The sequence below is a fragment of the Streptomyces sp. NPDC016677 genome, from assembly GCF_055562815.1.
Genome location: NZ_JBVHEO010000004.1, coordinates 250,273 through 269,691, shown reverse-complemented (window position 1 = coordinate 269,691; position 19,419 = coordinate 250,273). Strand labels below are relative to the sequence as shown.

General features: G+C 72.7%; 22 protein-coding genes. 13 read left to right on the top strand and 9 right to left on the bottom strand.

Annotated elements, in window-relative coordinates; translation table 11 throughout:
- Positions 1-58 precede the first annotated feature (58 nt).
- From ACZ3IG_RS14595 to ACZ3IG_RS14575, 5 genes are all read right to left on the bottom strand, one after another.
- Entirely contained in the window at positions 59-319 is a 261-nt protein-coding gene (locus tag ACZ3IG_RS14595) for a hypothetical protein (protein ID WP_467432012.1), read from the bottom strand.
- A 22-nt stretch (positions 320-341) separates the two neighbouring features.
- Entirely contained in the window at positions 342-566 is a 225-nt protein-coding gene (locus tag ACZ3IG_RS14590; RefSeq protein WP_467432009.1) for a hypothetical protein, read from the bottom strand.
- Between the two features lie 49 nt (positions 567-615).
- Positions 616-1,260, bottom strand: a complete 645-nt coding sequence (locus ACZ3IG_RS14585) for a LysE family translocator (protein WP_467432008.1) — start codon at positions 1,258-1,260, stop codon at positions 616-618.
- Positions 1,261-1,399: 139 nt separating this feature from the next.
- Positions 1,400-2,389 carry a S66 peptidase family protein gene (locus tag ACZ3IG_RS14580; RefSeq protein WP_467432007.1) on the bottom strand — a complete coding sequence of 330 codons (990 nt, stop codon included), beginning with the start codon at positions 2,387-2,389 and terminating at the stop codon, positions 1,400-1,402.
- A gap of 174 nt (positions 2,390-2,563) precedes the next feature.
- Complete coding sequence (locus tag ACZ3IG_RS14575; RefSeq protein ID WP_467432006.1) at positions 2,564-3,496, bottom strand: LysR family transcriptional regulator; 933 nt, start codon at positions 3,494-3,496, stop codon at positions 2,564-2,566.
- 191 nt (positions 3,497-3,687) lie between these two features.
- Here ACZ3IG_RS14575 and ACZ3IG_RS14570 point away from each other — a divergent pair, with 191 nt between their 5' ends.
- The 8 genes from ACZ3IG_RS14570 (at position 3,688) to ACZ3IG_RS14535 (ending at position 11,445) form a co-directional block, all read left to right on the top strand.
- Positions 3,688-4,431 carry an SDR family oxidoreductase gene (locus ACZ3IG_RS14570; RefSeq protein WP_467432004.1) on the top strand — a complete coding sequence of 248 codons (744 nt, stop codon included), beginning with the start codon at positions 3,688-3,690 and terminating at the stop codon, positions 4,429-4,431.
- 506 nt (positions 4,432-4,937) lie between these two features.
- Positions 4,938-6,083 (top strand): ATP-binding protein, encoded by a 1,146-nt coding sequence (locus tag ACZ3IG_RS14565; protein WP_467432003.1) that lies wholly within the window; start codon positions 4,938-4,940, stop codon positions 6,081-6,083.
- Between the two features lie 17 nt (positions 6,084-6,100).
- Positions 6,101-6,925 (top strand): roadblock/LC7 domain-containing protein, encoded by an 825-nt coding sequence (locus ACZ3IG_RS14560; protein ID WP_467432460.1) that lies wholly within the window; start codon positions 6,101-6,103, stop codon positions 6,923-6,925.
- Positions 6,918-7,301 (top strand): DUF742 domain-containing protein, encoded by a 384-nt coding sequence (locus ACZ3IG_RS14555; RefSeq protein WP_467432001.1) that lies wholly within the window; start codon positions 6,918-6,920, stop codon positions 7,299-7,301. Before ACZ3IG_RS14560 ends, ACZ3IG_RS14555 begins: the two co-directional genes overlap by 8 nt.
- A 3-nt stretch (positions 7,302-7,304) precedes the next feature.
- Positions 7,305-7,898: a GTP-binding protein gene (locus ACZ3IG_RS14550; RefSeq protein WP_308114754.1), complete on the top strand. Its 594-nt coding sequence runs from the start codon at positions 7,305-7,307 to the stop codon at positions 7,896-7,898.
- A gap of 10 nt (positions 7,899-7,908) precedes the next feature.
- Positions 7,909-9,279 carry a cytochrome P450 family protein gene (locus ACZ3IG_RS14545; RefSeq protein ID WP_467432000.1) on the top strand — a complete coding sequence of 457 codons (1,371 nt, stop codon included), beginning with the start codon at positions 7,909-7,911 and terminating at the stop codon, positions 9,277-9,279.
- Positions 9,280-9,406: 127 nt separating this feature from the next.
- Positions 9,407-10,657, top strand: coding sequence for a cytochrome P450 (locus ACZ3IG_RS14540; RefSeq protein ID WP_467431997.1), 1,251 nt, complete (start codon positions 9,407-9,409; stop codon positions 10,655-10,657).
- A complete protein-coding gene (locus ACZ3IG_RS14535; RefSeq protein ID WP_467431996.1) occupies positions 10,654-11,445 on the top strand; it encodes an enoyl-CoA hydratase/isomerase family protein in 792 nt (263 codons plus the stop codon). Before ACZ3IG_RS14540 ends, ACZ3IG_RS14535 begins: the two co-directional genes overlap by 4 nt.
- A 45-nt stretch (positions 11,446-11,490) precedes the next feature.
- Here ACZ3IG_RS14535 and ACZ3IG_RS14530 read toward each other — a convergent pair whose 3' ends face one another.
- Together ACZ3IG_RS14530 and ACZ3IG_RS14525 are read right to left on the bottom strand one after the other, a co-directional pair.
- Positions 11,491-12,330, bottom strand: coding sequence for a siderophore-interacting protein (locus ACZ3IG_RS14530; RefSeq protein WP_467431994.1), 840 nt, complete (start codon positions 12,328-12,330; stop codon positions 11,491-11,493).
- 74 nt (positions 12,331-12,404) lie between these two features.
- Complete coding sequence (locus tag ACZ3IG_RS14525) at positions 12,405-13,469, bottom strand: phosphatase PAP2 family protein (RefSeq protein ID WP_467431992.1); 1,065 nt, start codon at positions 13,467-13,469, stop codon at positions 12,405-12,407.
- A gap of 209 nt (positions 13,470-13,678) precedes the next feature.
- Between ACZ3IG_RS14525 and ACZ3IG_RS14520 the strand changes: the two genes are divergently transcribed.
- Positions 13,679-14,335, top strand: a complete 657-nt coding sequence (locus tag ACZ3IG_RS14520; protein WP_467431989.1) for an RNA polymerase sigma factor — start codon at positions 13,679-13,681, stop codon at positions 14,333-14,335.
- Complete coding sequence (locus ACZ3IG_RS14515) at positions 14,332-15,393, top strand: CU044_5270 family protein (protein WP_467431988.1); 1,062 nt, start codon at positions 14,332-14,334, stop codon at positions 15,391-15,393. The genes ACZ3IG_RS14520 and ACZ3IG_RS14515 overlap by 4 nt, the downstream gene beginning before the upstream one ends.
- Before the next feature lie 24 nt (positions 15,394-15,417).
- Here ACZ3IG_RS14515 and ACZ3IG_RS14510 read toward each other — a convergent pair whose 3' ends face one another.
- Positions 15,418-16,290 carry an NAD(P)H-binding protein gene (locus tag ACZ3IG_RS14510; RefSeq protein WP_467431987.1) on the bottom strand — a complete coding sequence of 291 codons (873 nt, stop codon included), beginning with the start codon at positions 16,288-16,290 and terminating at the stop codon, positions 15,418-15,420.
- Positions 16,287-16,733, bottom strand: coding sequence for a nuclear transport factor 2 family protein (locus ACZ3IG_RS14505; RefSeq protein ID WP_467431985.1), 447 nt, complete (start codon positions 16,731-16,733; stop codon positions 16,287-16,289). Before ACZ3IG_RS14505 ends, ACZ3IG_RS14510 begins: the two co-directional genes overlap by 4 nt.
- Positions 16,734-16,868: 135 nt before the next feature.
- Between ACZ3IG_RS14505 and ACZ3IG_RS14500 the strand changes: the two genes are divergently transcribed.
- The 3 genes from ACZ3IG_RS14500 to ACZ3IG_RS14490 all read left to right on the top strand — a co-directional run bounded on the left by ACZ3IG_RS14500 (position 16,869) and on the right by ACZ3IG_RS14490 (position 19,376).
- Positions 16,869-17,714, top strand: coding sequence for a helix-turn-helix transcriptional regulator (locus ACZ3IG_RS14500; RefSeq protein WP_467431984.1), 846 nt, complete (start codon positions 16,869-16,871; stop codon positions 17,712-17,714).
- 381 nt (positions 17,715-18,095) lie between these two features.
- The gene (locus ACZ3IG_RS14495; RefSeq protein ID WP_467431982.1) at positions 18,096-18,677 is read left to right on the top strand and encodes a hypothetical protein; all 582 of its coding nucleotides are present in this window, start codon (positions 18,096-18,098) and stop codon (positions 18,675-18,677) included.
- Between the two features lie 45 nt (positions 18,678-18,722).
- Positions 18,723-19,376, top strand: a complete 654-nt coding sequence (locus ACZ3IG_RS14490; protein WP_467431980.1) for a class I SAM-dependent methyltransferase — start codon at positions 18,723-18,725, stop codon at positions 19,374-19,376.
- Positions 19,377-19,419 lie beyond the last annotated feature (43 nt).

The window sequence follows — 19,419 nt, the reverse complement described above, 5'->3', positions numbered from 1 at the left end:
ACAGGTACACGTCAACCCCTCGGCGAAGTGGGGACAGCCGACGCCCCGCCCTGGGGCCTCAAGTCGAGGTCCGCACGGGCGGGGGGGGCGGCCTGGTCCGGACGCGGAACCAGCCGAAACAGGCTGCCATCCGCTCGGCCGCGTCCGGCGCGAGACCCCTCTGCTCCAGCCGCGCCGAGCCGGCCCCGATCGCCGCCGTGCGTTCGAACATCCCGGCCTCGTAGGCAGCGATCGCCGCGGCGGGGTCGGCCGCGTGCCCGGCGATCGCCCGGGCCAGCACCACGCCGTCCAGCATCGCCTGGTTGGCACCCTCGCCCACCGGGGGCATCAGATGGGCGGCGTCACCGAGCAGGGTGACGTCCGGGCGCGACGGCCAGCGGGTGCCGACCGGCAGGGCCGTGATGGTGGCGCGCGACCAGCGATCCGGGGTCGCAGGCGTCGATCATCGCGGTCAGTTCCGGGTTCCAGCCGGTGAACATGCCGTGGAGCCGGGCCACCGTGTCGGCCCACTCCCCGTCGCCGAACCGCTGCCGTCCGATCCAGCCGTCGTCCGCCCGGACGGCCACCGAGGCGCGGATCGTGCCGTCCCCGGAGGTGCGGGTGCGCGGGTGTGGCTCAGGCCGCGGCGGGCGTACGGGACAGGGCGGTGCGCAGCGCGAAGAAGCCGAGCAGGCCGCCTGACGCGAACCGCTGGGCGGTCATCACACGGGGCCGGGCGGCCAGGAACCCCGACACCCGCGCCGCGCCCAGCATGATCAGAGCGTTGACCGAGATCCCCACGATGATCTGCACACCGCCCAGCTGGAGCAGTTGCGCCCAGTCCGGGCCCGCCTGCGGCTCCATGAACTGGGGCAGGAGAGCGGCGTACATGAGAGCGATCTTGGGGTTGAGCAGGTTGGTCAGGAGCCCCATCGAGAACAGGCGGGCGTCGGAGACCGGGGGCAGGTCCTGGGCCGGAGCGAAGGGCGAACGCCCACCGGGCCTGAGCATCTCCCAGGCCAGGTACGCCAGATAGGCGGCCCCGGCGAGCTTGACCACCGTGAACGCCGGCGGCACGGCGGCGAACAGCGCGGACAGGCCCGCCGCCGCGGCCGCGAGATAGCACAGGAAGCCCACGGCGGTCCCGCTCAGGCTGACCAGGCCCGCCCTGCGGCCCTGGGTGATCGCCCGGGAGGCGAGGTGGATCATGTTCGGTCCCGGGGTCAGGGCCATGCCCAGTTCGACCAGGGCCACTCCCCCCACCGCGGCCAGACTGATCACTGGTCAACTCCTGATCCTCTGCCGGGTGGCCGCGCCCCGGGTGGGACGGCGCCCGGCTGGAGCGGGCAGGGGCGAGGCGTGTCGGCAGTGCCCGCATCGCCTGCTTCAGGATACGGGCCCTGCGGCGGTACCCCCGGGCTCAGCGTTCCGCGACCACCGGTTCGAGCAGGGACAGGGTCCGGTTGTCGGCGTCCACGTCCGCGCGGACGCCGAGCGGCAGGGGGAGGTTCGGGGAGGTGTGGCCGAAGTCGACCTGGGCGAGGACGGGGATGTCGCGCTCCGCCAGGACGTCGAGCACGACGTCGCGCAGACCAATCCGGTCGTCGCCGTCCTCGTAGGGCGTGACCTCGCTCGGGATGCCGACCACCATGCCCGCGATCCGGTCCAGCACGCCGGACAGCCGCAAGGCGTGCAGGTCGCACCAGACCCGTGAGACCGGCCGCTGCAGCTCTTCCCAGAACAGGACGGCGCCGTCGAACCGTTCGGCGTCCAGCGCGAACGGTGTCGCCTGCAACTGGACCAGACGGTTCAGCAAGCCGCCGACCAGTGGCCCCTGCGCGCGGCCCGGCCGCCAGGTCTGCCACGTCCCCCCGGCCGGCAGCGTGCCCGGCGCCTCGGCCTTGGTGAGCGCACGGGCGTAGAGGTCGACGAGTTCGGACCGGCGGGCCTCGTCGCCCAACGTGTACCAGTCGCTGCCGAAGCCGTGGGTGGCGATGTCGGCGTGGAAGCCGACGAGGCCGGTCCTGGCGTACAACGCCATGTGCAGCAGCGAGATGTCGCTGTAGCCGATGATCGGCTTCGGGTCGGCCCGGACCGCGTCGAGGTCGATCAGATCGAGGTAACCGATGGTCGCCTGGCCCCCGGTGTGCGCGACGACGGCCCGCACCTCCGGGTCCCGGAGCAGCGCGTTGAGTTCGGCGGCCTGCTCCGCCGGTGTGCCCGCCGCCCACCAACGGCCCCGTGCGGGGTCGACCAGCGGACTGACCCGCACGCGGAAACCCATCCGCTCCAGTACCGCCACACCGCGAGCGAGCAGCGGCTCCTCACCGGGCTCCAGCCGGCCCGAGGGCGCGGTGACGACCACGAGATCGCCGGAACGCAGCGCACGGGGGCGACGGATCGTGGGCACGGGTCCTCCTTGTTGATCGACAACGGGCTCCACAACCCGCCGGCGGCCGCTGATATTCCGCTTCGCCGACGCGATCACCCGCGGCCCCGGGACCCGGCCCCGGGACCCCGGAATGCCACGACCCCGAAACCGCCGTCCCTCCCTCGGGGGCGGTGGCCCGCCTCATCGACGTACTCAGGAAGCGTCCGCGCTCCCGCCCTCATCCGCGCCCCCGGCCAGCAGCCGTTTCGCCGACTCCAGGAAGTCCGCGACCAGGCGGTTGGTCTCGCCCCGGCGGCTCGCGACGACCACCGCGCAGGGCTCGACGCCCTCCACCGGCACGGTGGCCAGGTCGTCGCGGAGGGCGCAGCGGCGGTCGCCGGACGGGATCAGGGCGATGGCCCGGCCGTCGGCCACCGCTTCGAGCTTGTCCTCGAAGGTGTCGACGAGCAGGGGGCCGAGCGGGGCCGGGGCGCCGTCCGGGCGGGGTTCCAGGCGCCAGAAGCCGGTCCACGCCGAGGCCATGCCCGCGCAGGCGACCAGCGGTTCACCGGCGAAGTCGCCCGGGGTGACGGACTCCTTGCCGGCGAGGCGGTGCGAGGCGGGCACGAGGAGGGCCCGGGGTTCCTCGTAGAGGACGGTCGTCTCCAGGCCGTCGGCCGGGATCGGGAGCGGCGTGCGGACGACGACCGCGTCGACCCGGCCCTCGGGCAGGGCGCGGGCCTCGTCCCAGTCCAGGTGCCGGGTGCGGACGTGGGCGTCGGGGCGGCGGCGCCGCAGGTCCCGGACCGCGGGAGTGATGACGAGGTCCTCGACGTAGCCGACGGTGATCGTGCGCGGCGGGGCGGCGGAGCGGGCGGCCAGCGTCGCCTGCTGGGCGGCGTACAGCAGTTCCTGGGCCCGGGGGAGGAAGGCGGCGCCGGCCGCGGTGAGCGTGCTGCCCTGGGTGCCGCGCTCCAGCAGACGTACCCCGAGGGTCTTCTCCAGCCGCTGGATCTGGCGGCTGAGGGAGGGCTGGGCGACGCGCAGGGCCTCGGCCGCGCGGGCGTAGTTCAGGTGCTCGGCGACGACGGTGAAGTACCGGACCAGCCTCAGGTCGATGTCCAGGGGCGGGGTGCTGTCAGCCATCCGGCCACCATACGTCCGAACGTCATACCGCTGCCGCATGACGGGGTGCGGAACAGGTCTTGGACGCCCTGGTGAGGGCGGGAGTTGACTCGACGGTGTCCGGCGGGGACCTCCCGCCGGACGGCTCGGTTCGTCATCCAGAACCTGGATCGCGATCCAGAACCTGTGTCGCAAGAGGGGTGTGTCCTGTCATGGGCAAGTACGAGGGCAAGAAGGTCGTGATCACCGGTGGCAGCAGCGGGTTGGGGCTGGCCACCGCGCGGCTGCTGGTGGACGAAGGGGCGCGGGTGCTGATCACCGGCCGCGACCGGAACGCTCTGGACACGGCCGCCGCGCGGCTCGGCGGCAACGCGGTCGCGGTCCGCAGCGACGCGGGGGAACTGGCCGGGATCGACGCGCTGGCCGACCGGGTGAAGGCCGAGTTCGGCACGGTGGACGCGCTGTTCGCCAACGCCGGCGTCAACGGCTTCGCCCCGTTCGAGGAGACCGGTGAGGAACTCTTCGACCAGCTGATGGCCGTCAACGCCAAGGGGCCGTACTTCACGGTGCAGAAGCTCGCCCCGCTGCTGGCCGAGGGCGGCGGCGTGGTGTTCACCACCTCCGTCGTCAACGTCCTGGGCATTCCCGCGCTCAGCGCCTACGCGGCCGGCAAGGCGGCGGTGCGGTCGATGACCCGCAGTCTGGCCCGGGAGCTGCTGCCCCGGAAGGTCCGCGTCAACGCGGTCAGCCCGGGGCCGATCGACTCCGGGATCCTGGAGAAGTCGATGCCGAGGGAGGCGGCGGAGCAGGTGAAGGCGGGGATGGCCGCGGAGAACCCGATGGGGCGGGTGGGCAGGCCCGAGGAGGTCGCCAGGGCCGTGCTGTTCCTCGCCTTCGAGGCGACCTTCACCACCGGTGCCGAGCTCGCCGTGGACGGGGGTGGCTCGCAGATCTGAGCGCCCGCCCCGGCCGGCCCCTCGGCGCGGTGTCCGGTGCCGACTTTCCTCCGGCATATGCGCTCCAGCCGTCAGCGCAGTGGCCAAAGCGGCTCACTTGCCGTCAAAGGGTGTACTGCGGACGGCTGTTGCCGGGGCCCTCATGTCCTTTCTGTGAAGATTCATGACCCGCGCGCGAGGCATGTTGCCAAAGCGGCGATAATCAGCCACTCCGTGGCCGGATCGCGTCGCAACAATCCCGCGTGACCGGCGCGTTGCCGCCTTTTTGGGCATAGAGGGCGCCGCTTTTCAAGGTGGCGCGCGGTGATAGCCTTCCGGCGTTCACGACCTTGATCCACTCGGCTTAGGTGCTGATCCGAGGTCGGCCTGCGCATCGCGCGACAGCGGTGATGCAGCTCCCAGCGGATGTCACGCGGATCCCCCGAGGCCTGTCCGCAGATGCCTGCATGCCACGCGCCGGGAAGGTTTCTATGAATCAAGACGTGCTCATATGGTGCCTGGTTGCTGTGGCGGCGGTAGCCGCCGCCACAGCCGCGGTCCTGTTCGTCCGCAGCAGAGCCCTGCAAGCGAGAAAGCGGCGGCTGGAGGCCGAACTGGCGGAATCCAAGCGACAGCTGGGTGACGTCCAGGGCAGCCTCGCCCGCAGCGAGAACGAACTGCGGCAGGTCCTCAACCAGCAGGACGCCGCCATCCGCGAGGCCGAGCGGACGGCGGAGGAGAACACCAAGGTGGTGCTGAAGGGCGCCGCGCGCCTGCTGCAGAGCCTCACGGCCGAGGCCACCATGATCCTCGAAGGAATCCAGCAGAAGTACGGCGGCCACCCCGTGCTCGCCGATCTGCTGGAGGTCCACCACGCCAACGCCCAGATGGCCCGCAAGTCCCAGGGCATCGCGGTCATGTGCGGCGCGCCGCTGGGCCGCCGTACCCAGCCGGCCAGCGTCTACGACGTCGTCCGCAGCGCCCAGGGCCAGATCCGCAACTACTCGCGGGTCACCGTCATGCAGCACAACGGCATGGCGCTGAAGGCGTCCGCCGTCGCGCCCGTCGCCCTCGCGGTCGCCGAACTGCTCGACAACGCCGCCAGCTTCTCCCAGGCGGACGCGCCGATCGAGGTGACCTTCCAGCAGGTCCAGAAGAACCTGTGCATCATCATCGACGACGCCGGTGTCAGCATGAGCGACGAGGAGCGCCAGAAGGCGACCGCGCTGCTGTCCGGTGACACTCCCCCGCAGCTGTCCCAGCTCGGGACCCAGCCCAAGTTCGGTTTCCCGGTGATCGGCCTGATCGCCCGCCACTACGGATTCAAGGTGGATGTCACCGGCGTCTCCCGCTACGGCGGTGTCCGGGCCGTCGTCCTGCTGCCCGAGGAGCTGTGGACCATGGAGGAGATCACACCGCCGCCCACCGAGGAGGCGCCCGTCCGCAGAATCCGGCGCGTCGAGGACACCGACGAGCACGCCGCTCGTACGGCGCACGGCCTGCCGAAGCGGGGGGCCCGGCAGGCTCCGGTCGAGAGTGTTCAGGGCACCGAGGGCAACGGCCCGATCACGCCCATCAGGGCTCCCCGCCGCGGTCTGGGCGGGCTCCAGCGCGGCACGCTTCGCGGCCGGGACCTCGCAGCACCGACGCCCGAAGGGTCTGAAGAGGCGTGAACCAAGACATGTCGTGGATGGTCCGGGACATCGTGGACAACGTGCCGGGTGCGCGGCACGCCGTGGTGCTGTCCGCCGACGGCCTTCCCCGCGGTGCCACAGAGGGCCTGGCCGAGAAGGACGTGCGGACCATCTCCGCCGCCATGTCCGGCATGCAGGCCCTGAGCAAGGCCACCGCCCACTTCGCCGGACCGGCCGCCGAGCGGCGGTGGAACCAGACCGTCGTCGAGTTCACCGAGGGCTGGGCCTTCCTGATCGGCGCGGGGCAGGGCGCGTACCTGGCCGCCGCCGCCGACCCGGACGTCGACCTCCAGCAGATCTCCTTCCGGATGCACCGGCTGGTCGCCCGGCTGGGCGAGAACCTGACGGCACCGCCGAGGGTGAACGGGGAGAACGCCGCCGAGGCGGAGCAGCGCGCCGCGCGGCTGTCGGCGGGCGGCGCCCCGGCCGGCTTCGTCCTGCCGGAGCTGGACAAGGTGATCGCCGAGGTGCCGGGCGCCCGGCACGCCGTACTGCTGGGGTCGCACGGGCTGCCCCGCGGGGCGTCCTCCGGCATGGGCCAGGACCTCGCCGACACCATCTCGGCGGCCATGACCGGCATCCAGGCCTACAGCCGGGCCACGGCGCAGTTCGTGGGCGACCCGGACTTCCAGTGGCGGCAGACCGTGATCGAGTTCCAGCACGGGTGGATCTTCCTGATCGCGGCCGGGGACGGTGCCTTCCTGGCCGCCTCCGCGGCGCCCGACTGCGACATCGACCGGTTCACCGCGCGGCTGGCCGACGCCGTGCCCCGGCTCGGCGTGGACGGCACGAGTGGCGCGAGGAGGTCCGGCGATGCATGACGGATCCGACGAAGGACCGGAACTCACCGGGTCGTTAGTACCACTGTTCGTGATCACCGAGGGGCGTGCGCTGCCCCCGGACCACGAGTACGAGCACACCACGCTGGTGACCGCGCAGAACGCCCCGGCCACCGCGACCCGAGCGCTGTCCCCGGAGGCGCGCAGGGTCACGGACCTGGTCGCCGACGGTTTCCTGTCGCTGGCCGAGGTGTCCGCCCACACGCGGCTGCCGCTGGGCATCGTGCGCATCCTGGTGGCGCAACTGGACAACGACGGTCTCCTCCTCGTGCGAAAGCCCATCCCACGCGCCGAACGGGTCGACCGCGAACTGCTCAGCGCTGTGCTCGACGGCCTGAGAAACCAATTCGGAGCGTGACCCGTGACACTCACATCAGATGCCGCACACTCACCCGAGTACCTGAACCCGGACGTCTCCCACTCGGTGAAGGTCCTCGTGGTGGGCCACTTCGGCGTGGGCAAGACCACCTACATCGGCAGCATCTCCGAGATCGAGCCGCTGAAGACCGAGGAGACGATCACCGAGGCCAGTGAGGGCTTCGACGATCTGTCGGGCGTCCCCGACAAGACCACCACCACGGTGGCGATGGACTTCGGCCGGCGTACGCTCAGCAACACCCTCGTCCTGTATCTCTTCGGAACGCCCGGCCAGGAGCGTTTCAAGGAGATGTGGGAGGCGTTGTCCCGGGGCGCGCTGGGCGCGCTGGTCATCGTCGACCCTTCCCGGCTCGACCAGAGCTTCGCGGTCCTCGATCTGGTCGAGCGGTTCGGCCTGACGTACGCCATCGGTGTCAACCGCTTCGACGACACCGCCGCCTACCCGCTCGATGAGGTCCGCGAGGCGCTCAACCTCCCCGAGGAGACCCCTGTCGTGGAGTGCGACGTCCGCGACAGCCAGTCGTCGGCGAAGGCGCTGATCGCTCTCGTGGAACACCTCATGACCCACTTCGGCTAGGAGCCACGGCATGCAGCAGTCCAACACCCCCGAGATACCCCCCGGCTGCCCCGCACACGGCAACACCCAGCTGTTCGGCAACGACTTCGGCTCCGATCCCGAACGGCACTACGACCATCTGCGCTCGCTCGGCCCCAGCGCGCCCGTCGACATCGCGCCGGGCGTCGAGGTCGAGCTGGTCACCGGCTACGACGAGGCCCTGTACTTCCTCCAGAACCCGGCCTGGTTCGTCCGCGACGCCCGTCGCTGGAACGCGCTGAACGAGGGCCGCGTCCCCGAGGACAGCCCGGCGCTGCCGATGATGGGCTACCGGCCCAACGCGCTGTTCAGCGACGGCGCGGCGCACGCCCGGCTGCGGCGGGCGGTCACCGACAGTCTGGCCACCATCGACGAGATGCGGTTCGTGCGGCAGACCCAGCAGTCCGCCGACTACCTGATCAGCCGCTTCGGCTCCACGGCGCGCGGCCAGGCCGACCTGATGGCCGACTACGCCCAGCCGCTGCCGCTGCTGGTCTTCAGCGACCTGTTCGGCTGCCCGCCCGAGATCGGCGACCGGGTCATCGTCGGCATCAGCGGCATCTTCGACGGCACGGCCGGCGCCGACGAGGTGCTGGCCGGTGCGCTCACCGAGCTGATCGCGCTCAAGCACCGGCAGCCCGGCGAGGACCTGACGACCCGGCTGATGCAGCACTCCGCCCAGCTCACCGACGAGGAGGTGCTGCACCAGCTCGTCACGCTGCTGTCCGGCGGCACCGCGCCCCTGTCGGCGGCCATCGGCACCAGCGCCGCGCTGTACCTCAGCGAGGAGTGGCGGTCCGGGCTGCCCGTCGAGGACGCGGTCGTGCAGACGCTGTGGGACTACGCGCCGATCGCCAACTACGCGGGGCACTACCCGACCCACGACGTGGAGCTGGCCGGCCGGACCCTGCGGGCCGGCGACCCGATCCTGATCTCCTTCGCGGCGGCCAACACGGACCCGAAGCTGAAACGCCACCGCGAGCAGCTCAGCAAGGCGCACCTGGCCTTCGGCGCCGGGCCGCACGCCTGCCCCGCCAAGGACCCGGCCTTCCAGATGACGGTCACCGCCGTGGAGGCCCTGCTCAACCGGCTGCCCGACGTCGAGATGCGGGTGCCCTTCGCCGACCTGCCCTGGATCCCGGCGCCGTGGAGCCGCTGCCTGGTGACCCTGCCGGTGAGGTTCACGCCGCGCTCTGCGCCCTCCGACGCCGCCCCGGCGAGCCCGGCGGGCGACCGTACGGCGCACTCCTCCGCGCAGCCGCAGCGCGCCGTCGCTGCCGCCACCCGGTCCGCCGCTCCCGCCGCCCCGCAGCGCAAGGGGGGCCTCTTCAGCAACTTCGTCTCCTGGATCAAGGGCGAGTGACGCCGGCGGACGAGCGGGGTGAACGTGTGAGTGACATAAGTAACCCTGTGGGAACAGACGGTTATTGGATGTAATGATCATCTAGAGGGTATGCATGGCGGCTGCTGCTGAGAAAGGAGCTGCCGCCATGGGGAGTGTCACCACCCCATCCACCGACCGTCGCGCCGCCGTCGCTCTCTTCTCCCGCCTGCGTACCCCGCAGGGCCAGGCCGATCCCTTCCCGCTGTACGAGAAGCTCCGGTCCATGGGCGAGGTCAGCCCGGCGCCCTGGGGCGGATTCGTCGTCACCGGCTACGACCTGTGCGCCGCGCTGCTGCGCGACGGCGACTGGCTGGAGCCGGACCAGGAGTGGCGGGCCCGGCAGGGGCCACGCACCCGCTGGAGCGCGCCCTCCTCCCGGGAGATCAGCAACACCATGCCCGCGCTCAACCCGCCGGAGCACACCCGGGTGCGCCGCGCGGCCGGGTCCTTCGACCGGACCACCATCCAGGAACTGGGCCGGTCCGTGGAGGGCATCGTCGACGGACTGCTCGACTCCCTCGCGGAGCGGCTGCGCGAGGGCGAGGCCGACTTCTCGGCCCTGGTGAGCGAGCGGTTGCCGATCGCCACCATAGGCAGCTGGCTGGCGCTGCCGTCCGCGGACTGGGACCGGCTGCGCGACCTGACCCACGAGCAGGTCTTCACCCAGGAACTGCTGCCCTCCGCCAGCCAGCTCGCCCGCTCCGACGCCGCCCTCGGGGAACTGCGCGCCTACTTCCTGGACCTGATCCGGCACCGGCGCGCCCGTCTGGGCGACGACCCCGTCTCCCGGTGGATACGGACCTGGGACGCGATGGAGGCGGACCGGGACAAGGCCGACGAAGGCGTCTACTTCCTGGCCCTGTTCGTCCTGCTCGCGGCCCTGGAGACCACGTCCACGCTGCTCTCGGCCACGGTGCTGCGCCTGGTGGAGCGGCCCGAGCGGTGGGACCCGCTGGCCGGCTCCCCCGACCTGGTCCCCGCCTTCGTGGAGGAGACCCTGCGCTACGACCCGCCCACCCACGTCATCAGCCGGGTCGCCGCCAAGGACGGTGTACTCGGCGGCTTCGAGGTCCGCGCCGACGACATGGTCCACCTCATGGTCGGCGCCGCCCACCACGACCCCGCCCGGTTCCCCGACCCCGAACGGTTCGACCCCTCCCGCAACGTCACCCAGCACCTCGGCTTCAGCGGCGGCATCCACTACTGCCTCGGTGCCCCGCTGGCCCGGCTGGAAGCCCAGACCCTGCTCCGCCACCTCGTCCGCCGTCTGCCCCGCCTCTGCCTCGTGCGCCGCCCGCCGATGGCGCCGCGCGTGGTCTTCCGGCGCCTACTCAGCCTGGATGTCGCCCTCGCATGAACCACATACCCGCTCTCTCCCCCGTCACCGGCTCCAAGGCCGTCGGCGTCACGCAGGACGGCCCCGTCCTGCACGTCCTGCTCGATCCCCAGGGCACGGACCCCACCCTCAGCACCGCCGTCGTCGACGGCCTCCTCGCGCTGCTCGACGGCCTGCACGACCGCCCCGACATCCGCGCCCTCGTCCTGTCCTCCGCCGGCGACGACTTCTGCTCGGGCGCCGACCGCACCGAGTACCAGGCGGCCCTCGCCGACGGCCCCGCGGACGCCGGACTGCGGCGCCTGCTCGACAAGGCCCAGCGCCTGTGCCGCGCCCTGGAGGAGTGCCACGCCGTCACCATCGCCCGGCTGCACGGCAAGGTGATCGGCGCCGGACTGGCCCTCGCCGCCTACTGCGATCTGCGGGCCGGCGCGGACAGCTGCCGGTTCCGCATGCCGGAGGTGGGGCTGGGACTGCCGCCGGCCTGGGGCGGGGCGATGGGCCGGCTGATCCACGAGGTGGGCGGCTCGCGCATCCGCGAACTCATGCTCACCTGCGAGACCTTCGACGCCCCGACCGCGCACCGCATCGGCCTGCTGCACAAGGTGGCCCCCCTGGACCAGCTCGACCACGCCATCGCCGGGTGGACGAGGTCCTTCGCCCGGCGCTCCCCCGAGGCGCTGGTGCTGACCAAACGCATGCTCACCGGCTACGCGCGGGCCCAGCGGACGGCGGACATCGCGCTGCTCGACGCCCATCTGCTCGGTTCCCGTCTGGAGCGGGCGGCCGGGCACCGGCCGGCCGGCTGACACGGGTTCGCGGGCTCTTCCTCCCCCGGGGGCCCGCGGACGGCATCACTTCCGAGAGCCGCTCCCGGCGTGCCGGTCGCTCTTCCAGAAGCCGGAGAACGTGATGCGGTCCTTCGGCAGGCCGGCGCGGTGCAGATGCCGGCGCCCCTCCGCCGCGAGCAACTGCTCGCCCACGACGAAGGCGTAGCCGCGCGGGTCCACGTCGACGTGGGCACGGAGCGCGGCCAGCGCCGCCGTGCCGGGGACCGCGTGCGGGTCGGCGCGCGGTATCCAGTCGATGCGTGTGCCGGGCGGGGCGGTCAGGTCACGGCGGTCGGCGTCGGTCGGCACTTCCTGAAGCACCCGGACCTCGCCGGGCGCCGGGTCGCCGGCCAGCGACCGCAGGATGCCCGCGACGGCCGGCAGTCCGCTCTCGTCGGCGACCAGCAGCACGCTCGTGGCGTCGGCGGGCGCCTCGTACAGGAGGCCCTGGTCGAGCAGGGCCATCTCCTCGCCCGCTTCGACCGCGCACGCCCAGACGGCGACGCCGCCCTCGATCTCCCCGTCGGCGCCGCGGTGCACGACGACGTCGATGTCGAGTTCGCCGGGCTCGGGACGGAAGTCGGCCACGGTGTAGTTGGCGCAGTAGGGCCGTACTTCGTCGGGCATCGCCAGGTAGGGCTTCCACCAGGTGTCGGCCTGGACCTCGGGCGCGTGGAAGCGGTCCTGGTGCGGGTAGCGGAAGAACAGCCGGAACCAGTGGTCGTAGCCGCGCCACGGGAACGCGTGGAGGTCGTCGCCGCGTACGGTCACCCGCTGCATGTTCGGGGTGAGGCGTGTGCTCGACACGACCGTGGCGCGGAACAGTCTCGGGTCGCGTCGGCTGGGACGCTCGCTGGAGCTCATGAAGGTGAGGCTAAGCTAACTTCGCGATCATCGCCATGCTGATCCCGGGCCCGCGGGTCGTCGCCGACCGGCTCTCAGCTCAGGCCGCCCTCCCACTCCCTGGCCGGTGACCAGATGCCGTGGTCATGGGCACCGCCGCCCTGCGCGGGCGACCGGTGGTCCCGCTCCGTCCGCTGGAAGCCCACCGTGCAGATGCGCACCACCTTGCCGTTGGCCGAGGTCACCGTGATGGTGCGGGTGGTGAACCCGGGGACGGACGAGGAGACGGTGGAGCTGCCGGTGGTGACCTTCACCCGGGCCCCGGACTCGGCCGCCACGGCGCCGACGGCCGGGAGCTTTCCGTTCTCCGGCCAGTCCACGACGTACGTGCCGGCGTGCGGGTCGAACCCGTCGAGCGCCACGCCCCCGACCGTGATCGCCGACGCGTCGGCGACGCTCGCCTTCGTGGCGTCGGAGAAGTCGGTCACCGTGACCGATCCGTCGGCGCCCACGACGACCTGAGCCGCCATCGCCGCCGCGAGGTTGATCCGCTGCCAGCTCTCCCCTCCCCCGGCGGTGAGGACGAGCGGGTAGCCGGAGTCGGTCGCCGTCTGCTCCAGGATCTGCGTGCGCTGCTCGGTGGTGAGGCCGGGGAAGGCCGTGGTCAGCGGCGCCGCCGCGTCGGACGGCACGTCCAGCGCCTGACCGGCCCTGCCGACCTGCGAGAACCCGTACGTCAGGCGCTGTGTGCACAGGTCGATGTGCCGCGCCGTGCTCAGCCCGGCGTACGGGTCGCCCGCGCACTCGGTGAGCGTGTCGCCGTACCCCTTGGTCTCGCACGCCGCGAGCAGCACGTTCCGCATCTCGGTGTGCGCCTGGGTCAGCAGTTTCCCGAACTCGGGGTCCGCCCACCGGTGCGCGACGGTCGCCTGGGCGGTCATCCGGCCGCCCATGACGTCGAGCGGGTAGGGGAAGCCGAGGACGATCCGGTTGTCCCCGTACTCCGAGGCGCGGGCGAGGATCGACGGCGCCGGCTCCGGCAGCAGCGTGGCGAGGATCGTGCCGGCCTCGTAGCCGCCGTAGGTGTGGCCGCTGGGGTACGAGCCCTGGCCGGCCAGTCCGCTGTAGCCGCTGTCCTGCGACTCGGGAGGTGCAGCCACTCCCGTACGACCCGACGGACAAGGATGCCGATGACCGCGACCGCGTAGATCCAGGAGGCCATCGACGCCGGGGACGCCCCTGTCGCCCGCATGCTCGCGGATGTGATCCTCAAGGGGATCGCGGGGGCCTGAGCATCGGCTTCACGATCCGCCCAGCGCGTGTGACGCACAACACAGGAACCCCTCGCACCGGTCGGACATCAATCCACGTGACTCACTCAACCCCCGCCCGCCTCCGCGCAGGCGACCCGGCCGCGCTCGCCGAGGCGTTCCGGGAGCACGCTGACGCCGTGTACCGCCATGCCCTGTGGTCCACGGGCAACTGGGCCACGGCCGAGGACGTCGTCTCCCTCACCTACCTGGAGGCGTGGCGCTCGCGCGAGCGGCTGCGCCCCGAGGAGACCGACAGTCTGCGCCCGTGGCTCCTGGGCATCGCCACCAACGTGCTGCGCAACACGGCCCGTTCCGTCCGGCGGCACCGCAGGGCCCTGGCCCGGATGCCGCGCTCGGACACCGTCCCGGATTTCGCCGAGGAGGTGACCGGGCGGCTGGCGGACGCCGAACAACTGGCGGCGGCCAAGGCGGCGCTGGCAGGACTGCGGCGCGCCGAGCGCGAGGTGTTCACCCTGTGCGTCTGGGGCGGGCTGGACTACGCGTCCGCCGCCGAGGCCCTGGGGATACCCGTCGGCACCGTGCGCTCCCGGCTGTCCCGCGCCCGCGCCAAGCTGCGCGACTCCGTGGGGCACCCGGCCACCCGGCGCGACGACACCCAGGGCGCACCCGGCCGGGAACCGCCCGGCGGCAGCGGACACATACAGCACGTAGACGGCATTCTGGCTCGAACCACCCAGGAGAACCTCGCATGAACGCCCTGTTCCGGAACCGTTCCGGCTCCGCCACCCCGTCCTCCCGCCCGTCCTCCAGCCCGGCGGACCCGGCCCACGAGGAGGAGGAGCGGGAGCGGCAGGAGGCCCGCGACCGCGCCGAACTCGCCGCACTGCGGGAGATGATCCCGCAGCCCGTCGTCCCCCGGCTCTCGCCCACCCGGCGCGCGGTGCTCGAAGCACACCTGATGAAGGAGGCCGACGACACGGCCACGTCCCGCTCCGCCGCCGGCCGCCCCTCGGCTTTCGGCTGGCTGACGCCCGTGCGGTCGATGTCCCTCGGAGCGGCCGCCGCCGTCGTCGCGGCGACCATGACGGGGTTCGCCCTCACCGGCAGCAGCGGTCAGACGGCCGTCGCCGCGCCCGCCCCGCTCAAGGTGGAGAGCACCCGGGCCACCGTGCCGCTCGCCACCGTCGCGAAGCGGGCCGCCGCCCTCGCCGACTCCCCCGGCGCCGCGCAGCGCGGCACCCACCGCCGGGAGTGGGCACTGGGGATGTGGGACGACGGCGAGCACAAGCCGGAGCAGATGCCGGTGATCGAGGTCCGCGAGCACTTCGACGCCGACGGCAGCGGTGAGGTGCAGGACCTCGAAGACGGCCGGGTCATCGACCGTACGCACCTGCCGGCGGGGTCGTGGGAGAAGCTCGCCGACTACCCGAGCACGCCCCCGACCACCGTCGGCGGCCTCGCCGACTACCTGGCGGAGGAGAACCCCGACACCCGCGGCAGCGGGTACTGGACGCTGAGTTCCGTGGAGGCGCTGCTGCGCGACTGGACGCCCGGCCCCGCCCAGACGGCGGCGATCGACGGCCTGCTCGCCAAGCAGCCCGGCATCCGCGCCATCGGCCCGGTCACGGACCGTGTGGGGCGCCAGGGCCAGGCGTACGCCGCGGACTTCAAGGGGACGGTGCGGTGGACGATCATCCTCGACGAGCACACCGGACGCATCCTGGGCACGGAGCTGTCCAGCATCAAGACCGACCCGAAGATGCGGCTGAAGCCCGGTGACGTCGAGCAGTACGACGCCTACCTGGACTGAGGCCGCACGCCTCGGACACGAGCCTCAGGGTGTCCCGGTGTCCGCCCAGTGGGCCGCGTGGTCCTGGACGAACTCGGCGAAGGTACGGGGCGGTCGGCCCGTCAGGTCCAGCACGTCGGTGCTGATCCGGTCGTCCCGGCCGGTCCGGATACCCGCGTCGACGGCGGCGAGGGCGGCCGCGAAGGCGTCCGGCATGCCCGACGCCCGGTAGGCGTCCGCCTGCTCGGCCTCCCCGACGGGCACGACCCGGACCGGCCGGCCGGTGCGGTCGGCGATGATCTCCGCCGCGTCCTGGTAACTCAGCGCCTGCGGCCCGGTGAGCAGGTAGTCACGCCGGTCGTCGCGGTAGCCGCCGGGGTGGCCCTCGGGTTCGGTCAGCAGCGCGGCGGCCGCCGCCGCGATGTCGCGGGCGTCGATCCAGCCCACCCGGCCGGGTCCGGCGGCGGTGCGGATCTCGCCGCGTCGCCGGATCCGCTCGCCCAGCGGATGCGGGGCCAGGAAGTTCTGCATGAACCCGGAGGGGCGCAGCACGACCCACCCGGGCCGGGCCCGCACGTACGCGGCCAGCTCCAGCGCACTGGGCGCGTCGGGCAGCACGATGGCGGACCCGAGCAGCACCACCCGGCGCACGCCGACGTGTTCGGCCTCGGCCAGAAACGGTTCGACCAGCGGCATCGGATCTGTCGTGTCCACCGGGGGCACCAGGTAGACCCGGTCCGTCCCGTGCAGCGCGGCCGGATGGGTGGCCGGGTCGTTCCAGTCGAACCGGACCGTGTCCGGGGCGTCCGCCGACGGCGTGCGGCTGGCCACCCGGACCGGTACACCGCTGCCGCGGAGCAGCTCGGCGAGGGCCCTGCCCGTCTTCCCGGTGCCGCCGGTGATCAGCACGCCGGTCATCGGGTGGCCCCCGACCGCAGCGAGCCGAGCAGTCCGGGCAGCGTGCCGGCCGCCGAGGCGGCGGCCAGCGGGTTCCAGTAGTCACGGTAGCGGCTGATCAGACCCCGGTGGGTGGTGAGCACCGTGATGTAGTCCAGCTGGTACGGCTCGCCGGTGGCCACCGTGCGGCCGTGCGCGGTGAACTCCACCACGATCGTGTCGGGCCGGCCCGTGTGGTGCACGGTGACGGCCGGGATCTCCCGTACGTCCATCAGGTCCGGGTAGCCGGCCAGATAGGCCCGGACGGCCTCACGCCCGGTCAGCTGTCTCGGTGCGTCCCCTTCGGCGAAGGGGAACTCGGCGGTGCCGTGCTCCGCCCACAGATCGGCGATGGCGTCCATGTCCTTGGCCAGCAGCAGTTCCAGCAGCCGGCGAAAGGTCTCTTCGGGAGTGCGTGGTGGCACGGTGATGCTCCAGCGTTCGGCGGGACGTGTGTCCGCACCAGAGTGGGCGCACCGGGCGGCACCGTGGAACGCACCGGTTAGCCCCGGACCACTGGTCCGTGGCTGAGCGGGCTGCCTCTGTGCCACCCTGGCCGGGTGAGCAGAGGTGAACTGGCCGACTTCCTGCGCCGCCGACGCGAGGCGCTGCGCCCGGCCCACATGCCGGCCGCCGCCGTCCATCCGCCCGGCCCGCGTGCCCGGCGCACCCCCGGGCTGCGCCGGGAAGAGGTGGCCGCCCTGGCCGGGGTGTCCACCAGCTACTACGAGCGGCTGGAGCAGGCCCGCGCGCCGCGCCCGTCGCCGCAGGTGCTGACCGCGCTGGGCACGGCGCTGCGCCTCACCGCCACGGAGCGCGAGCACCTGGCGCGACTCGCCGGGCAGATCCCGCCCAGTACGGACGCGGACGGTGCGCCGGTGCCCGCTGACGCGCACCGGCTGCTGCGCCGGCTCGGGCCGATCCCCGCCTACCTGGTGAACGACCTGGAGGACATCGTGGCCTGGAACACCGCGGCGGCCGCGTTGATCACCGACTTCGCACAGGTGCCCCGCCACGAGCGCAACACCCTGCGCCTCGCCGCCCGGCTGGGCGGCACGCTCTGCTCGGCACCCGTCGGCGCGGAAGGCGACTTCGCCCGGCAGTCCGCCGCCCACCTGCGCGCGGCCGGCGCCCGCCGCCCGGGGGACCGGGCGCTGGGCGAGCTGGTCGACGAGTACGCCGCGCACGACCCTGACTTCCTCGCCGAATGGCGCAGCCACGACGTGCGTCCCCGGCCGACGGTGCGCAAACACCTGCGTCATCCGGACCTCGGTGAGCTGGAGCTGGACCGTCAGACCCTGCTCGTGCCCGGTACCGGGCTGCGGCTGGTGCTCTACACCGCGGACCCCGGCAGCCCGAGCGCCGCGGCACTGGCCCGGCTGGACCTTCCCGACACGGAGCCGTGACCGTCGGACCGGGCCGGTCGGGACGGCGAGATTCCCGCCCCGGAGGCCGGCGGGACACCGCCGACGCCCTCGGACACGGGCTTCGACTCTTCCTGAGGTGACCGAAGACCCGCCTTCAGGACGGGTTGTGGCAGTGTCTGTCCGTGCCCGCGGACGTGCCTGGAGGGGGAGTTCGTGTCTGGAGGACCGCAACCGCAGCGGCAGGTCCGGCTCCGCCTCGCGAGGCGGCGTCCGGCTCCGGCCGGTGTCAGGGCCCGCGTCCGGGAGGAGCAGCCGGCCGCCGCGCCACCTGCCCCGGGCGCCGGGCCGGGTCCCCGGCCGTCGAGGTCGCGTCGTCTGCGGCGGCGCTTCGAGGCCCTGGGGTGGCCGAACGTCGTCACGGTGGCCGGTGCGGGTGCCGCGGCGATCGCCGCGATCGTCGGGCTCTGGTTCCAGGCCGTCGCGACGTACTGGAGTCAGCAGACCGCACGGGACCAGTTGACGCAGTCGCGGGAGAACAGCGAACGCGAAGTCCGTGCCCAGGCGTCGAGGGTCACGGCCTGGGTGGAAGATCCGGTCGGCGATGGAATCGGCAAGGTCCACCTCTTGAACCGATCGCCCGATCCCGTGCAGCAGATAGCCGTGGTCCTGATCCTGGGAGAAGGAGCCGGAGGCCCGTTCTCGTCCGTGATGCTGCGACGGAACGACCTCGGCCCCTGCACCGAGGCGACCTATCCGCTCGGGGAACTGCGCGCGTCGCCGTATTCCTCCTTCGGGCACAAGCCGGTCACGCCGCGGCGTTCGATGGTCGACGGGTTCTATTTCGTCGACAGGGCGGGTCACGCTTGGAAGAGGGATTCGGGGACTCTCCAAGAGGTGGAGTTCATGGCGTTCTACGACGAGTCCGTGGACGGCGTGGTGGTCGGAGGCAGCGTGGAGAAGGAACGGGCGGACCTCTGCGGCATCGACGCCGGCGGCCGCTGACGTTCCCTTCGGCAGCGGGCCCCGCCGGAGCGTTACCGTGGCGCCATGGCGCTGTCCCTGTCGTCCCGCCTCCACCGTTTCAACCAGAGGCACCCGTGGAGCCACAACGACCACTACGGCCCCTGGACCGCCGGCCGTGTCGCCGCGTCCGGGGCCCGTGACGTCCTCGACGTCGGATGCGGCACGGGACATCTCGTCGCACTGCTCCGCCGCCGCGCCACCGCCGTCACCGGGCTCGAACCCGACCCCGCGACCGCCCGCGCGGCGGCGGAACGCTTCGCCGGCGACCCCGCGGTCACCATCGTCCAGGCCGGCTTCGCGGACCGCGACCGGCGGCGCCGCTGGGACGCCGTCACCCTCGTCGCCGTCCTGCACCACCTCCCTCTGGTGCCCACGTTGCGGGAGCTGCGCGGCTGTCTCGCCCCGGGCGGGCGCCTCGTGATCGTCGGCTGCTACCGGGAGGCCGGCCCCGCCGACCTGCTGGCCACCCTGCCGGCCGTACTCGCGAACCCGCTCGTGGGACTGGCCAAGCACCCCGCCCGCGCCACTGTCCCGCCCCCGCACATGACGGCGCCCACCACCGACCCGCGGGAGACCCTGAACGACATCCGGGCCGCAGCCGCCCGGGAGCTGCCCGGCGCCCGGATACGCCGCCGCCTGTTCTGGCGGTACACCCTGGTCTACGACGCTCCCGCCTGACCAGCGCGGCCCGCGCGGGAAACACCTGCGGAGGGGGCCGACG

Excerpts from the sequence above, each read along its gene's own strand:
- ACZ3IG_RS14545 (WP_467432000.1), top strand. The coding sequence starts at position 7,909 with ATGCAGCAGTCCAACACCCCCGAGATACCCCCCGGCTGCCCCGCACAC.
- ACZ3IG_RS14570 (WP_467432004.1), top strand. The coding sequence starts at position 3,688 with ATGGGCAAGTACGAGGGCAAGAAGGTCGTGATCACCGGTGGCAGCAGC.
- ACZ3IG_RS14575 (WP_467432006.1), bottom strand. The coding sequence starts at position 3,496 with ATGGCTGACAGCACCCCGCCCCTGGACATCGACCTGAGGCTGGTCCGG.
- ACZ3IG_RS14490 (WP_467431980.1), top strand. The coding sequence starts at position 18,723 with ATGGCGCTGTCCCTGTCGTCCCGCCTCCACCGTTTCAACCAGAGGCAC.
- ACZ3IG_RS14540 (WP_467431997.1), top strand. The coding sequence starts at position 9,407 with ATGGGGAGTGTCACCACCCCATCCACCGACCGTCGCGCCGCCGTCGCT.
- ACZ3IG_RS14555 (WP_467432001.1), top strand. The coding sequence starts at position 6,918 with ATGCATGACGGATCCGACGAAGGACCGGAACTCACCGGGTCGTTAGTA.
- ACZ3IG_RS14510 (WP_467431987.1), bottom strand. The coding sequence starts at position 16,290 with ATGACCGGCGTGCTGATCACCGGCGGCACCGGGAAGACGGGCAGGGCC.
- ACZ3IG_RS14530 (WP_467431994.1), bottom strand. The coding sequence starts at position 12,330 with ATGAGCTCCAGCGAGCGTCCCAGCCGACGCGACCCGAGACTGTTCCGC.
- ACZ3IG_RS14560 (WP_467432460.1), top strand. The coding sequence starts at position 6,101 with ATGGTCCGGGACATCGTGGACAACGTGCCGGGTGCGCGGCACGCCGTG.
- ACZ3IG_RS14515 (WP_467431988.1), top strand. The coding sequence starts at position 14,332 with ATGAACGCCCTGTTCCGGAACCGTTCCGGCTCCGCCACCCCGTCCTCC.
- ACZ3IG_RS14535 (WP_467431996.1), top strand. The coding sequence starts at position 10,654 with ATGAACCACATACCCGCTCTCTCCCCCGTCACCGGCTCCAAGGCCGTC.